12 protein-coding genes are annotated in these 13,100 nt (G+C 70.9%); 8 read left to right on the top strand and 4 right to left on the bottom strand.

From position 1 onward, the window contains the following. Window positions 1–2 precede the first annotated feature (2 nt). From AC57B5_RS15095 to AC57B5_RS15085, 3 genes are read right to left on the bottom strand one after another with little or no spacing between them, the layout of a single operon-like run. Window positions 3–1,025, bottom strand: a complete 1,023-nt coding sequence (locus AC57B5_RS15095) for a Bug family tripartite tricarboxylate transporter substrate binding protein (protein ID WP_374006132.1) — start codon at window positions 1,023–1,025, stop codon at window positions 3–5. Further along, window positions 1,022–3,154, bottom strand: coding sequence for an acetate--CoA ligase family protein (locus AC57B5_RS15090; protein ID WP_496399833.1), 2,133 nt, complete (start codon window positions 3,152–3,154; stop codon window positions 1,022–1,024). Before AC57B5_RS15090 ends, AC57B5_RS15095 begins: the two co-directional genes overlap by 4 nt. A gap of 9 nt (window positions 3,155–3,163) precedes the next feature. Next, window positions 3,164–4,228 (bottom strand): porin, encoded by a 1,065-nt coding sequence (locus AC57B5_RS15085; RefSeq protein ID WP_496399832.1) that lies wholly within the window; start codon window positions 4,226–4,228, stop codon window positions 3,164–3,166. Between the two features lie 153 nt (window positions 4,229–4,381). On the opposite strand from AC57B5_RS15085, the gene AC57B5_RS15080 reads away from it, so the two are divergent. After that, window positions 4,382–5,119, top strand: coding sequence for a Crp/Fnr family transcriptional regulator (locus tag AC57B5_RS15080; RefSeq protein ID WP_013804161.1), 738 nt, complete (start codon window positions 4,382–4,384; stop codon window positions 5,117–5,119). 16 nt (window positions 5,120–5,135) lie between these two features. Here the strand turns inward: AC57B5_RS15080 and AC57B5_RS15075 are convergent, their stop codons facing one another. Continuing rightward, complete coding sequence (locus AC57B5_RS15075) at window positions 5,136–6,065, bottom strand: LysR family transcriptional regulator (protein WP_496399831.1); 930 nt, start codon at window positions 6,063–6,065, stop codon at window positions 5,136–5,138. A 100-nt stretch (window positions 6,066–6,165) separates the two neighbouring features. On the opposite strand from AC57B5_RS15075, the gene AC57B5_RS15070 reads away from it, so the two are divergent. The 7 genes from AC57B5_RS15070 to AC57B5_RS15040 all read left to right on the top strand — a co-directional run bounded on the left by AC57B5_RS15070 (window position 6,166) and on the right by AC57B5_RS15040 (window position 13,057). Further along, complete coding sequence (locus AC57B5_RS15070; RefSeq protein ID WP_496399830.1) at window positions 6,166–7,179, top strand: hydroxyacid dehydrogenase; 1,014 nt, start codon at window positions 6,166–6,168, stop codon at window positions 7,177–7,179. Window positions 7,180–7,202: 23 nt separating this feature from the next. Further along, the gene (locus tag AC57B5_RS15065) at window positions 7,203–7,898 is read left to right on the top strand and encodes an RraA family protein (RefSeq protein WP_012203312.1); all 696 of its coding nucleotides are present in this window, start codon (window positions 7,203–7,205) and stop codon (window positions 7,896–7,898) included. 61 nt (window positions 7,899–7,959) lie between these two features. Beyond that, window positions 7,960–8,943 (top strand): Bug family tripartite tricarboxylate transporter substrate binding protein, encoded by a 984-nt coding sequence (locus AC57B5_RS15060; RefSeq protein ID WP_065347864.1) that lies wholly within the window; start codon window positions 7,960–7,962, stop codon window positions 8,941–8,943. A gap of 2 nt (window positions 8,944–8,945) precedes the next feature. After that, window positions 8,946–10,193 carry an alpha-hydroxy acid oxidase gene (locus AC57B5_RS15055; RefSeq protein ID WP_496399829.1) on the top strand — a complete coding sequence of 416 codons (1,248 nt, stop codon included), beginning with the start codon at window positions 8,946–8,948 and terminating at the stop codon, window positions 10,191–10,193. 72 nt (window positions 10,194–10,265) lie between these two features. After that, the gene (pyrC, locus tag AC57B5_RS15050) at window positions 10,266–11,306 is read left to right on the top strand and encodes a dihydroorotase (RefSeq protein ID WP_012203315.1); all 1,041 of its coding nucleotides are present in this window, start codon (window positions 10,266–10,268) and stop codon (window positions 11,304–11,306) included. 33 nt (window positions 11,307–11,339) lie between these two features. Further along, window positions 11,340–12,251 (top strand): NYN domain-containing protein, encoded by a 912-nt coding sequence (locus AC57B5_RS15045; protein ID WP_496399828.1) that lies wholly within the window; start codon window positions 11,340–11,342, stop codon window positions 12,249–12,251. After that, window positions 12,248–13,057: a DUF3025 domain-containing protein gene (locus AC57B5_RS15040; RefSeq protein ID WP_496399827.1), complete on the top strand. Its 810-nt coding sequence runs from the start codon at window positions 12,248–12,250 to the stop codon at window positions 13,055–13,057. The genes AC57B5_RS15045 and AC57B5_RS15040 overlap by 4 nt, the downstream gene beginning before the upstream one ends. The last annotated feature ends 43 nt before the right edge of the window (window positions 13,058–13,100 follow it).

Genomic DNA, 13,100 nt, shown 5'->3' with positions numbered 1-13,100 from the left:
GGTCAGTCGAGGGTCACGCCCGTGGAGCGCGCCAGGTCCAGCGCCACGGGCAAAAAGGCGGCGTAGGCGGCGCTGGCCTCGGCCGGGCTGTTGCCCTGGGCCTCCAGGCCCAGCGCCTCGACACGCTGGCGCACCTGGGGCTCGCGCATCACGGCGGCGACCTCGCGGCCCAGGCGTTCGACGATGGCGTCGGGCGTGCGCGCGGGCGCCATCAGCGAGATCGATCCCGTGATGGCATACACGGGCTCGCGGTAGCCCTGCTCGGCAAAGGTGGGCACATCAGGCAGTGCCTTGCTGCGGCGCGGTCCGGCCACGGCCAGGGCGCGCAGCTTGCCGGCGTCGATGAAGGGCTTGAGCGTGGCGGCCGAGCCCAGCGTCATCTGGATCACGCCGCTGATCAGGTCGATGGACATGGGCCCCTCGCCCTTGTAGGCCACGTGCAGCGACTGCAGGCCGTAGGCCTTGTCCATGAAGACCTGGACCTGGTGCGGCTGCGTGCCCGCCCCCCAGGAACCCATGGCGTACTTGCCCGGCGACTGGCGCACGGCCTCGACCAGGCCCTTGAAGTCCTTGGCCGGCACGGCCGGGTTGACGGCCATCACCATGGAGGGCGAGACCACGTCCGAGACCATGCGCAGCTCGGTGCGCGGGTCGTAGGGCAGCTTCTTGTAGAGCACCAGGTTGGCCGTGATGGGCCCGGGCACGGTCAGCAGCAGTGTGTGGCCGTCGGGCACGCTCTTGGCCACATGCTCGGTGCCGATGATGCCGCCCGCGCCGCTGCGGTTGTCCACCACCACGGGCTGGCCCAGGCGCTTGGCCAGGCCCTCGGCCAGGATGCGCGCCACGGTGTCGGTGGAGCCGCCGGCCTGGTATTGCACGACGATGCGCACGGGCCGGGCGGGATAGCCGTCCTGGGCCAGCGCGGCGCTGCAGGCCAGGGCAAGGCAGGTCAGCGCGGCGGTGCGCAGCAGGGGTGTGTTCATGGTGGCCTCCGGGCGGGCGATGGAATGGGCATTGGCTTTCATGCAGCCTCCCTGCCGATGACCAGCGCATCGACGGCCACGCAGCCGCCGTCCTCGCGCGGGCGGGCGATCAGGGGGTTGATCTCGGCGCTTTCCAGCGTGGCGCCTGCGCGCTGCGCAAAGCCGGCCAGGGCGCACAGCGTGTCGGCAATGCTGTCCAGGTCCACGCGGGGGCGGCCGCGCGCGCCGTCCAGCACGGCAAAGGCCCGCAGCTCGCGCACCATGGCCAGCGCGTCGTCGCGCGTGATGGGCAGCAGGCGCAGCGAGACATCGCGCAGGATCTCGGCATGGATGCCGCCCAGCCCGAACATCAGCACCGGGCCGAACACCGGGTCGCGGTGCACGCCGGCGATGCACTCCACGCCGCCCTGCACCATGGGGGCGGCCAGCGCGCCGTCGATGCGCGCATCGGGCCGGGCCTGGCGCGCATTGGCCAGGATGCGGTCGAAGGCGGCCTGGGCGCCGGCCGCATCCGCCAGGTTCAGTGCCACGCCGCCCACGTCGGACTTGTGGGCGATGGCATCGCTGCAGACCTTGAGGACAATGCGTCCGCCCATCTCCTGCACGGCCTGCACGGCCTGCGCTGCCTCGGCCGCCGTGCGCACCAGCCGGTGCGGCACCACGGGCACGCCGGCCTCGGCCAGCAGGGCCATGCTGCGCTGCTCCGACAGCGTGCCCGCCGGCAGGTGCAGTGCGCTGCCTGCATCGGCCATCGCGGGCAGCGCCTGCGGTGTTTCATGCAGATGCAGGCGGGCCAGCGCGCCAATGCAGCGTATGGCCGCGCCCGGGTCGGCAAACACCAGGCAGCCCAGCGCCTCCAGCGCATCGCGGCGCTCGGGCGGGCACAGCGTGCTGACGGCCAGCAGGGTGTCGGGATGGTGGGTGCGCAGCGTCTGCACCAGGCTTTGCAGCACGGGCCAGAAGGCGTCGGACAGGCCGCCTGCCGCGAAGAAGCCCAGCCAGCTGTCGAACTGCCGGTCGGCCAGCATCAGGCGGGCGCTGCGCTCCAGCAGCGTCATGTCGTTGGTGACCTGGCCCGTGATGTCCACGGGGTTGCGCGGCGCGGCAAACGGCACCCATTCGCGCAGCTGGCGCTGGGCCGCATCGGACAGCGGTGCCACGTCCAGGCCGGCTGCGCTGGCGTCGTCGGCCATCATGGCGCCCACGCCGCCCGAGACCGTGAACAGGCCGATGGACCGCCCCTTGGGGGCCCGCGCGATGGAGGCGCTGGCCGCCAGCGCGAAGAAGTCGGTGATGGAATGCGCGCGCAGCACGCCGTAGCGGCGGAACACCGCGTCATAGACGGCATCGTTGCCCGCCAGCGAGGCCGTGTGCGATGCGGCGGCGGCCGCGCCCAGGGCGCTGGTGCCCACCTTGCACATGACCACGGGCTTGCCGCGCTCCTGCGCCAGGGCCAGGGCCGCGCGCAGCCGGGGGCCGTCGCGGCAGCCCTCCATGTAGGCCATGATCACGTCGGTCTCGGGGTCCTGGGCCAGCCAGGCCAGGCCATCGGCCAGTTGCACATCGGCCTCGTTGCCCGTGGTGGCCCACAGCGACAGGCCCAGCCCGCGCTCGCGCGCCAGGCTGTAGGCATAGGCACCGAAGGCGCCCGACTGGCTGACCATGCCGATGCGCCCGGGCCGCACCAGCCCGCCGCCCGGCGCGGGCGAGAACGTGGCGTAGACCTGGTGGCCGGGGCGCATGAAGCCCAGGCAGTTCGGGCCGATGAGGCGTATGCCCGCCTCCTGCGCGCGCCGCGCCAGCGCCTGCTGGGCGGCCGTGCCGTCGGAGCCGGTCTCGGCATAGCCCGAGGAAAACAGCACCATGGACTGCACGCGCGCGGCGGCCGCATCCTCCAGCACGCCGGCCACCTGCGACTGCGGCACGGCGACGATGGCCAGATCCACCGGCGCGCCGATGGCGGCCAGCCGCTCGTGCGCGGGCAGGCCCTGCACGCGGCTGGCGCGCGGGTTCACCGCATACAGCGCGCCGCCGTAGCCGAAGCGCAGCAGGTAGTCCAGCGGAATGCCGCCGATCTTGCTGGCCTGGTCCGAGGCGCCGACCACGGCGATGGAGCGCGGCGCGAACAGCGCGTCGAGCCGGGAAGTGTTGAAGCAATGGCTGTCGGTCATGTGTGTCCCTCAGAAGTTGTGGCGCACACCCAGCGCCAGGGACCGCACGCCGTCGCCGCTGTTGGCGGCCACCGGCACGTTGGCAATGGCGGCCGAGGCATTGGCCGCATTGCCCAGCTGCAGCCAGCGCGCGTAGAGCACGGTGCGCTTGCTCAGCGCGTAGTCGTAGCCCAGCGTCCAGGTGTTCTGGGCGCGGTCCGTGCCGCCCACCTCGCGCCGCGCCACCGAGACCAGCAGCTTGGAGCGCGCATCCACGCTCCAATCGGCGCCCAGCTGGGCCAGCTTCGCCTTGGGTGTGCCTGCACGGTCCACGCGGTTGATGACGTAGTTGCCCGTCAGACGCAGCCCGTCCAGGGCCTCCCAGCTGGCCGACAACGCCTGGTACTGGCTGGTGGCGGGCGCGGCCACGGGTGCGGCGGCGCTGCCTTCCACGGACTTCTGGAAGCTGTAGGCCAGGAACCAGGGCTTCTGGTTCCAGCCCAGCGTGGCGCCGTAGAGGCGGCCGTTGCTGCTGTTCGGCGAAGCCACTTCGCCAAAGGAACAGGCCAGGTCCGCCAGCCAGGGCTGGCCTGCCGGCGTGCGGTAGCGCACCAGGTTGTTGGCCCGCGCCGCAAACGGCCGCAGGCCGGCCTGGGCATCGGTGGCCGACACCAGGTTCAGCGAGGAAAACAGCGCGTTCATGCCCAGCGGATCGGCCCGGAACAGCGCGCCGAACATGGGCGTGTACATGCGGCCCATCTCCACCGCGCCCCAGCCGCTGTTCAGTCCCACCCAGGCCTGGCGCGTGAAGGCCAGGCCCGGGCCGGGAATGGTGCCCAGGCCCGTGTCCGGCGCCACGCCGGCCTCCAGCATGAACTGGGCGCGCAGGCCGCCGCCCAGGTCCTCGCTGCCGCGAAAGCCGATGCGCGATGCCGCGCTGCCCCCGTCCTCCAGCCGGCTCAGGCGCGTGGCGCCCGACCTTGCGCTGTTGATGTGGACGTCGACGATGCCGAACATCTCCACGCTGCTCTGGGCCCACGCGGACGTGCCCAGGGCCGCCATGCCGCCGGCGGCCAGCCAATGCTTGTGCTTCACGAACTTGTCTCCTTGGTAGCGCCCCGGATGCTTTGCCCGGTGGCTTGCTTGCTACTATCCCGAGCGACAGGGGATGCACTCTGTCAAGCCATTGACAAATGGCGGTACATGGGCACCGGACTAACCCGGGGCCTTCGACATCGTGAGAGAACCATGCGCTCCAAGCCTGCTCCCGTGGCCGACCCTTCGGCGCTGATCCGCCGCGCCCTGGGCCTGTGCCGCATGCTGCGCAACTGGCCGCCCGAGGTGCTGGACGAGCTGACGGCGCTGTCCCGCCTGGGCCGCTACGAGCGCCACCAGCAGGTGCGCGCCGCCGACCCCAAGCGGCGCGAGGTGCTGGTGGTGGCTTCGGGCTGCGTGGAAGTGGGCGGCGTGGACGCCACGGGCTCGCGCTTCGTGCTGTCCATGCACAGCGCGGGCGACATCGTCGGCCTGGCGCGGCTGCTGGAGCACACGCAATTCGTCTACGACTACCACGCGCACCAGCCCACGGTGCTGGTGGAGATACCCGGCGAGTCCTTCCTGGCCCTGCTCGATGCCCATCCGCCGCTGTGGAAGGACATCTGCCTGCTGGTGCTGGCGCGCATGCACGAGCTGATCGTCGTCCAGCAGCGCCACGCCTTCAGCAACATCGACAACCGCGTGGCCGAGCTGCTGGCGCGGCTGGCCCCCACGCATGGCCAGCCCGCGCCCGACGGGCAGGGCGTGGTGCTGCGCATCTCGCAGAGCGACCTGGCCGCCATGCTGTCGGTCTCGCGCCAGACCATCAACAAGGAGCTGCGCCTGCTGGAGCAGCGCGGCCTGCTGCAGGCCGCCTATGGCCGGCTGACCATCGTCGACCTGGCGGGCCTGCTGCGCCTGGCCGATGCGGGCGCGCGGCCGGGGCCCTAGCCCCGGTCCGCGGGAATCAGTTCTCGTCCAGCGGCGAGGCATCCTCGCCGAACAGGGCCTGGCCGTCGGCGCGCAGCAGCTCCAGCATGTGCCGGGCCGCGGGCGACAGATAGCCGTCGCGCCGGCAGGTCACGCCCAGGTGGCGGCGCAGCGTGGTGGCCGGCAGGCGCACTTCCCTGAGCGTGCGGCTGCGCTCCAGCCGCAGCGTGTGGCGCGAGACGAAGGTCAGCAGATCGGTCTTGGCCACCATGCGCGGCAGCAGCGGTATGGAGCCTGCCTCCACCTGCACCGTGGGCGCCGGCATGCCGCGCGAGGTGAAGGCCTGGTCCAGCCATTGCCGGCTGGGAATGTTGGCGCTGGGCAGGGCCCAGGGATGGCGCAGCAGCGCGGCCATGGTGATGCGCTGGCGCTCGAAGACGGGATGGTCCTGGCGCGCCGCGACCACCACCACATCCTCGGCGATCGGGTGGGAGACCAGCTCCGGATCACCCTCGGCCGTGAGGCCGATCAGCAGGTCCAGCTGGCCCTCGCGCAGGCGGTCGCGCAGTTCCCAGCTGGGGCCGATCAAGATGCTGATGGTGATGCGCCGCCCGTCGGCCAGGGCCTTGCTGCACAGCTCGGGCAGCAGGTGGTCGGCGGCCACCGGCCCGCTGCCGATGCGCACATGGCCGGCATGGCCTTCGTTGAAGTCGCGCACCTCGCGCAGCGCCTCCTGGCTGGCATTGCGCAGCATGCGTGCGCGCGCCAGCAGCACATCGCCCAGCGGCGTGAGGCGTATGCCGCGCCCGGCACGCTCGAACAGCGCGCCGCCCACGGTCAGTTCCAGGCGCTGTATGCATTTGCTCAGCGCGGGCTGGGTGCGCCCCAGCTGTTCTGCGGCCCGGCCCAGGTGCCCGAGGTCGGCCACGATCTCGAAGAAGCGCAGGTCGCGCAGGTGCAGGTCCATCGATGAATAAAAGTGATGTTTGAATGAACATTATCGAATGGACGGAATGGGTGGCGCTCACAAGAATGCGGTGCATCGACAAAGCGAATTGCCCGTTCCCATGACCGCCACTACCCACCCGCCCACCGTTTTCGTGACCGCGCCACGCCTGGCGCCCGCCGGGCTGCAGCGCCTGCAGGCGGCGCACTGCCGCGTGCTGTACCTGCAAGACGGCGGCGGCGAGGCCGAGGTTGCCGCCGTGCTGGCACGCGAGAGCGTCGATGCCGTGATCTCGCGCACGGCCACGCTGTCGGCCGCTGCCATCGCGGCCTGTCCCACGCTCAAGGTCATCTCCAAGCACGGCGTGGGCGTGAGCAATATCGATGTGGCCGCGGCCAGCCAGCGGGGCATTCCGGTCTATGTGACGCCGGGCGCCAATGCCCAGTCCGTGGCCGAGATGACGCTGGGCCTGATGTTCGCGGCCGCCCGCCGCATCGCCTGGATGGATGCCGAGCTGCGCGCCGGCCGCTGGTCCCGCGCCCAGGACGGCCTGGAGCTGAGCGGCCGCACCCTGGGCCTGCTGGGCTTTGGCCAGGTGGGCCAGCGCGTGGCGCGCGTGGCGCTGGCGCTGGGCATGCAGGTGGTGGCCTTCGATCCAGCGTTCGACCCTGCGTTCGATCCGGCCTGCGCCCCAGGGCCCGGCGCCGTGGCGGGCGTGCGCATGCTGGGCTCGGTGGACGAGCTTCTGCCCCTGTCCGATGTGCTCAGCCTGCACGTGCCCCTGAATGCCCGCACGCGCCATCTGCTCGATGCCGGCCGCATCGCCCAGCTGCCGCGCGGCGCCCTGCTGGTCAACACCGCGCGGGGCGAGGTGGTGGACGAGGCGGCGCTGATCGACGCCCTGCGCAGCGGCCACCTGGCCGCCGCCGGCCTGGACACCATGGCCGAGGAGCCCCTGCCTGCGGGCCACGCCCTGGCCGCGCTGGACAACGTGGTGCTGACGCCGCATGTGGGCGGCTCCACGCCCGCTGCGCTGGCGGCCATGGCCGACATGGCCGCCGCCAATGTGCTGGGCTGGCTGCAGGGCAGCCCGGCCGACCCTTCCCACTGCGTGAACCCCGAGGTTCTGCGCTGAGCTGTTTTTCCCGGAGATTTGCCATGACCACCCCATCCAGCCAATGGCCTGCGGGCTACCGCATCCATCCGCGCGCCGCAGGCCCCGAGGCCGGCGTCGTCCAGGCCTTCAAGGCCATTCCCGTGGCCGCCATCGGCGACGCCATGAGCCGCAATGTCGGCGCCATCGGCCTGCGCCAGTACCACGCGCGGCTGGAGGCCGTTCTCTGCGGCCCCGCCGTCACCGTGCGCGTGCGGCCCGGCGACAACCTCATGATCCACAAGGCGCTGATGATGGTGCAGCCCGGCGATGTGCTGGTCATCGACGGCGGCGGCGATGTCTCGCAGGCCCTGGTCGGCGGCCTGATGCGCACCACCTGCCTGGCGCGCGGCCTGGGCGGCCTGGTCATCGACGGCGCCATCCGCGACCTGTGCGAATGGGCGCAGGACGGCATGCCCATCTTTGCGCGCGGCCACACGCACCGCGGGCCCAGCAAGGACGGCCCGGGCGAGATCAATGTGCCCGTGGCCTGCGCCGGCCTGGCCGTGCTGCCCGGCGACCTGATCGTGGGCGATGCCGACGGCGTGATCGCCGTGCCCGCGGCCGAGGCCGCCGAGGTGCTGCGCCGCAGCCAGGCCCACCTGGCCCGCGAGGCCGTCATCCGCGAGACCAACCGCAGCGGCACGGCCGACCCCGAGCGCTTCGACGCCGTGCTGCGCGCCAAGGGCCTGCCGGTCTAGCGTCCCGCGCGCAGGCTGCGCCCGACTTTTTCCCGCCATAACGATTCCAAGGAGACAAACAATGACAATGCGCAGACGGCATCTTCTGGGCGGCGCTGCCGCCGCCCTGGCCACGGCCTTCCCTGCACTGGCGCTGGCCCAGGGCGAATGGCCGCAGCGGCCCGTGCGCCTGGTCGTGCCGTTTCCGCCCGGCGGCGGCACGGATGCCACCTCGCGCCTGGTGGCCGACCGGCTCAACATCGCCATGGGCTGGACCATGGTCATAGACAACAAGCCCGGCGCGGGCGGCAACATCGGCCTGGATGCCGTGGCCAAGGCCGCGCCGGACGGCTACACCATCGGCATGGGGCAGGCCGCCAACCTGGCCATCAATCCCAGCCTCTACGCCAAGATGCCCTTCGATGCGCTCAAGGACTTCACGCCCATCGCCAGCGTGGCCCTGCAGCCCGTGGTGCTGACCGTGCGGCGCGACTCGCCCTTCAAGAACCTGCAGGACTTCATCAAGGCGGCCAAGGCCAGGCCCGGCACCTACGGCATCGCCCAGGCAGGCAATGGCACGGTAGGCCACCTGGCCGGGGAAATGCTGGCCCGCCGCGCGGGCATCGAGGTGCTGCAGGTGCCCTACAAGGGCGCCAATACCGCGCTCACCGACCTGATGGGCGGGCAGGTGGACCTGTACTTCGGCAACACGGTGTCGGTGATGTCGCAACTGGCCACGGGCAAGATCCGTGCGCTGGCCGTCACCTCGGCCCAGCGCGTGCCGTCCCTGCCCGACGTGCCCACGGTGGCCGAGCAGGGCTATCCGGGCTTCGAGGCCTCCACCTGGCTGGGCCTGGTGGGGCCGGCCAACCTGCCCGCCCCCATCGCCGAGCGCATTGCCGACGCGACCATGAAGCTGCTGGCCACCAAGGAGGTCAAAGAGAAGCTGGCCCAGGAAGGCAGCATGGCCACGCCCGCCAATGGCGCGCAGTTCGGCGAGTGGATTCGCAGCGAGCATGCCAAATGGGGCAAGCTGATCCGCGAGGGCAAGTTCCAGATCAACTGACCATGGCAGCCCCAATCGAGGTCGACCGGCTCGACACCCCCAGTTCCTCCGCACCGCCACCCGCACTCTTGGGCGCGGGCCAGGCCTCCGCCACGCCACGCAGGCTCAGGCGCATCCTGTCGCTCGATGATTTCGAGCGGGCAGCGCGCCACCACCTGCCTGCGCCGATCTTCGCCTACGTCAGCGGCGGCTGCGAGACCGACAAATCCCTGCGCGCCAACCGCGAGGCCTTCGATGCCCACCGCTGGGTGACGCGCGTGCTCACCGACACTTCGCGGCGCACGCTGGCCACGCCGCTGCTGGGCCAGACCTGGGCTGCGCCCTTCGGCATCGCGCCCATGGGCATCAGCGCGCTGTCGGCCTACCGGGGCGACCTGGTGCAGACGCGCGCGGCGGCGGCGGCCCGCATCCCGGCCATCCTGAGCGGCACCTCGCTGATCCGCATGGAGGAGGTGGTCCAGGCCAATCCCCAGGCCTGGTTCCAGGCCTATGTGCCCGGCGAGACCGAACGCATCGTGCAGTTGCTGGGGCGCGTGGAGGCCGCAGGCTTCGCCACCCTGGTCGTCACCGTGGACACGCCCGTGTCGGGCAACCGCGAGAACAACATCCGCGCGGGCTTCTCGACGCCGCTGCGGCCCGGCCTGCGCCTGGCGTGGGAGGGCATCACCCATCCGCGCTGGCTGCTGTGCACGGCGCTGCGCACCCTGGTGCGGCACGGCATGCCGCACTTCGAGAACTCGCAGGCCACGCGCGGCGCGCCCATTCTCTCGTCCACCGTCACGCGCGACTTCGGCGCGCGCGACCACCTGAGCTGGGAACACCTGGCCTTGATACGCCGGCGCTGGAAGGGCTGCCTCGTGGTCAAGGGCATCCTCAGCCCGCAGGACGCGCTGGCCGCGCGCGATGCCGGGGCCGACGCCATCATCCTGTCCAACCACGGCGGCCGCCAGCTCGATGGCGCGGTCTCGCCCCTGCACATGCTGCCCCTGGTGGTGGGTGCGCTGGGGCCGGACTACCCGGTGATGATCGACAGCGGCTTTCGCAGGGGCAACGACGTGCTGGTGGCGCTGGCCCTGGGCGCACACTTCGTCTTCGTGGGCCGGCCCTTCAACTATGCGGGCGCCGTGGGCGGCGAGGCCGGCGTGCTGCACGCCATCGCCATCCTGGCGGCCGAGATGCGGCGCAACATGGCCCTGATCGGCGTGCAAAACCTGCAGCAGCTGGGGCCGCAGCACCTGCGACCGCGTTAGCCACGCGCCAGTCCCGAGGGTGGCGTGCCCCGCAATTGGCCCGCGGTTTCGCGGCGATGGGAAAATGGCGGAATGACCGCCTCCACCAACACCCTCACGATCACCCGTCCCGATGACTGGCACCTGCACGTGCGCGATGGCGAAGCCATGCGCAGCGTGGTGCCGCATACGGCCGCGCAGTTTGCGCGCGCCATCATCATGCCCAACCTCAAGCCGCCGGTGACCACCGCCGAGCAGGCGCTGGAGTACAAGCAGCGCATCCTCTCGGCCGTGCCCGAGGGCATGGCCTTCGAGCCGCTGATGACGCTGTACCTCACCGACAACCTGCCGCCCGAGGAAATCGTGCGCGCCAAGGCGGCCGGCGTCGTGGCCTGCAAGCTCTACCCGGCAGGCGCCACCACCAACAGCGACCACGGCGTCACCGACCTGCGCAAGATCTACCCCACTTTGGAAGCCATGCAGCGCGAAGGCCTGCTGCTGCTGGTGCACGGCGAAGTCACCAGCAGCGACATCGACCTGTTCGACCGCGAAGCCGCCTTCATCGACCAGCACCTGATCCCGCTGCGCCGCGACTTCCCCGAACTCAAGATCGTCTTCGAGCACATCACCACGCGCGAAGCCGCCCAGTACGTGACCGAGGCCGACCGCTTCGTGGGCGCCACCATCACGCCCCAGCATCTGCTGTTCAACCGCAACGCCATCTTCACGGGCGGCATCCGTCCCCACTACTACTGCCTGCCCGTGCTCAAGCGCGAGACGCACCGCCTGGCCCTGGTGGAGGCGGCCACCAGCGGCCTGCCCAAGTTCTTCCTGGGCACGGACAGCGCGCCGCACGCGGCCCATCTCAAGGAACACGCCACCGGCTGCGCGGGCTGCTACAGCGCCCATGCCGCCATCGAGATGTATGCCGAGGCCTTCGACAATGCCGGCGCGCTGGACAAGCTCGAAGCCTTCGCCAGCTTCAACGGCCCTGACTTCTACAGCCTGCCGCGCAACACCGGCAAGATCACCCTGGTGCGCGAAAGCTGGACGCCGCCGGACAGCTTCGCCTTCGGCGAGGCGCAACTGAAGCCCCTGCGCTCCGGCGAAGCCCTGCCCTGGAAGCTGGTTTAAGCTGGCGGGACTGCCACCCGCCAGAGGATTGCCATGCCTGAGCCGCAACCGCGCATCGCCCTGCTGATCGACGCCGACAACGCGCCGGCCGAGATGATCGACGAGATCCTGACCGAGCTGTCGACCTTCGGCGTCATCGACATCCGCCGCGCCTACGGCAACTGGACCAAGCATTCGCTCAGCGGCTGGCAGCGCAAGCTGCTCGATTTCGCACTGCGGCCCATGCAGCAGTTCGACTACTCCAAGCACAAGAACGCCACCGACATGGCGATGACCGTGGACGCCATGGAGCTGCTCTACACCGAGCGGCCCGACGCCTTCGGCATCGTCTCCTCCGACGCCGACTTCACCCCGCTGGTCATGCACCTGCGCTCCAAGGGCGCGGCGGTCTACGGCTTCGGCATGGCGCAGACGCCCCAGCCCTTCGTCAATGCCTGCTCGCGCTTCCTGTACCTGGAGGCGCTGGGCGAGGCGGCGCCCGCCAACGGCAATGGCCAGGACGCCGCGCATGAGGCAGGCCAGGCAGCGGTGCCGCCCGTGGCTGCAGCCGCAGTGGCCACCGCTCCCCAGCCGCCGAACGGCGCTGGAAAGGAGCGTGCGCCGGCCCAGGCCGAGAACGAACCCTCGGCAGAACCTCAAGCCCAGCCCCAGCGTCCCTGCCTGCGCGTTCCCAGCCAGGAACTGCGCCAGGACAAGCGGCTGCTGGCCATGCTGCGCAGCGCCGTCAACGCCACGCAGGATGAAAGCGGCTGGGCCCATGTGGGCGCCGTGGGCGCGCAGATCGGCAACAAGGCCTCGTTCGATGCGCGCAACTACGGCTATGCCACGCTCACCAAGCTGCTGGCGGCCACGCAGGCGTTCGAGATGCGCGACGAAGGCACCTCGCGCGTGGCCGTGCGCGACAAGCGCGTGGTCAAGGCCCAGTCCAGGCCCTCCGGCAATTGACGTTTCCCATCGACTGGAATGCGCCCTGGCTGCAGGGGCTGCAAACGCAGGGCAGGACGGCCTGCCTGCAGGTGGCGCAGGGCCGGCCGGTCTGGCAGGCCTTGCAGTCACTGGCCGACGCACAGGCGCTGCCCTGGCGCTTTGTGCCCCAGCACGATCTGCCCGAAGGCAAGGCCTACGAGCAGTTCATCTTCGAGACGCGCTGCATTCCTACGCGCGACAACCTGCATGACTTCTTCAACGGCCTGATCTGGCTGCGCTGGCCCGCGCTCAAGCAGCGCTGCAATGCCCTGCAGGCCGGCGCCATTGCCCAGGCGGGCGTGGGCGCGCAGCGCGGGCCGCTGCGCGATGCCGTCACCGTGCTGGACGAGAACGGTGCCCTGCTGCTGGCGCCGGCCGCGCTGTGCGAGGCGCTGCGCTACCGGCGCTGGCACCAGCTCTTCGTGGAGCGGCGCGCACTGTGGCGCCAGGCCAGGCTGCTGCCCATAGGCCATGCGCTGCTGGAAAAGCTGGTGCAGCCGCGCAAGCCCATCACGGCCCATGTGCTGTGCGTGCACACGGATGGTGCAGGCGCCACGGCAGGCCCCGCCACGGCGGACATCGACGCCTGGCTGGCCGGCAGCATCTGGCTGGGGGCCGACACCCTGGAGTGCAAGCCTTTTGCACCCTTGCCCGTGCTGGGTGTGCCCGGCTGGTGCCACGAGAACGAGAACTTTTCCTTCTATGATGACTCTCTCGTGTTCCGGGCGCCCCGTTCCGCACAAGCATCACAACAAGGAATGACAACGGCGCAGGACCCGGCTTGAAAACAGCCGGTGGGGCCCTCACTTTTCAACGCTGCAGGGCCCA

This window comes from Delftia sp. BGA-UO-ETr-SB1 (assembly GCF_059567865.1).
The sequence above is the reverse complement of the archived record's forward strand: the minus strand, read 5'-3'. Positions and strand labels throughout refer to the sequence as shown.

Excerpts from the sequence above, each read along its gene's own strand:
- AC57B5_RS15095 (WP_374006132.1), bottom strand. The coding sequence starts at position 1,025 with ATGAAAGCCAATGCCCATTCCATCGCCCGCCCGGAGGCCACCATGAAC.
- AC57B5_RS15090 (WP_496399833.1), bottom strand. The coding sequence starts at position 3,154 with ATGACCGACAGCCATTGCTTCAACACTTCCCGGCTCGACGCGCTGTTC.
- AC57B5_RS15080 (WP_013804161.1), top strand. The coding sequence starts at position 4,382 with ATGCGCTCCAAGCCTGCTCCCGTGGCCGACCCTTCGGCGCTGATCCGC.
- AC57B5_RS15075 (WP_496399831.1), bottom strand. The coding sequence starts at position 6,065 with ATGGACCTGCACCTGCGCGACCTGCGCTTCTTCGAGATCGTGGCCGAC.
- AC57B5_RS15070 (WP_496399830.1), top strand. The coding sequence starts at position 6,166 with ATGACCGCCACTACCCACCCGCCCACCGTTTTCGTGACCGCGCCACGC.
- AC57B5_RS15065 (WP_012203312.1), top strand. The coding sequence starts at position 7,203 with ATGACCACCCCATCCAGCCAATGGCCTGCGGGCTACCGCATCCATCCG.
- AC57B5_RS15060 (WP_065347864.1), top strand. The coding sequence starts at position 7,960 with ATGACAATGCGCAGACGGCATCTTCTGGGCGGCGCTGCCGCCGCCCTG.
- AC57B5_RS15055 (WP_496399829.1), top strand. The coding sequence starts at position 8,946 with ATGGCAGCCCCAATCGAGGTCGACCGGCTCGACACCCCCAGTTCCTCC.
- pyrC (WP_012203315.1), top strand. The coding sequence starts at position 10,266 with ATGACCGCCTCCACCAACACCCTCACGATCACCCGTCCCGATGACTGG.
- AC57B5_RS15045 (WP_496399828.1), top strand. The coding sequence starts at position 11,340 with ATGCCTGAGCCGCAACCGCGCATCGCCCTGCTGATCGACGCCGACAAC.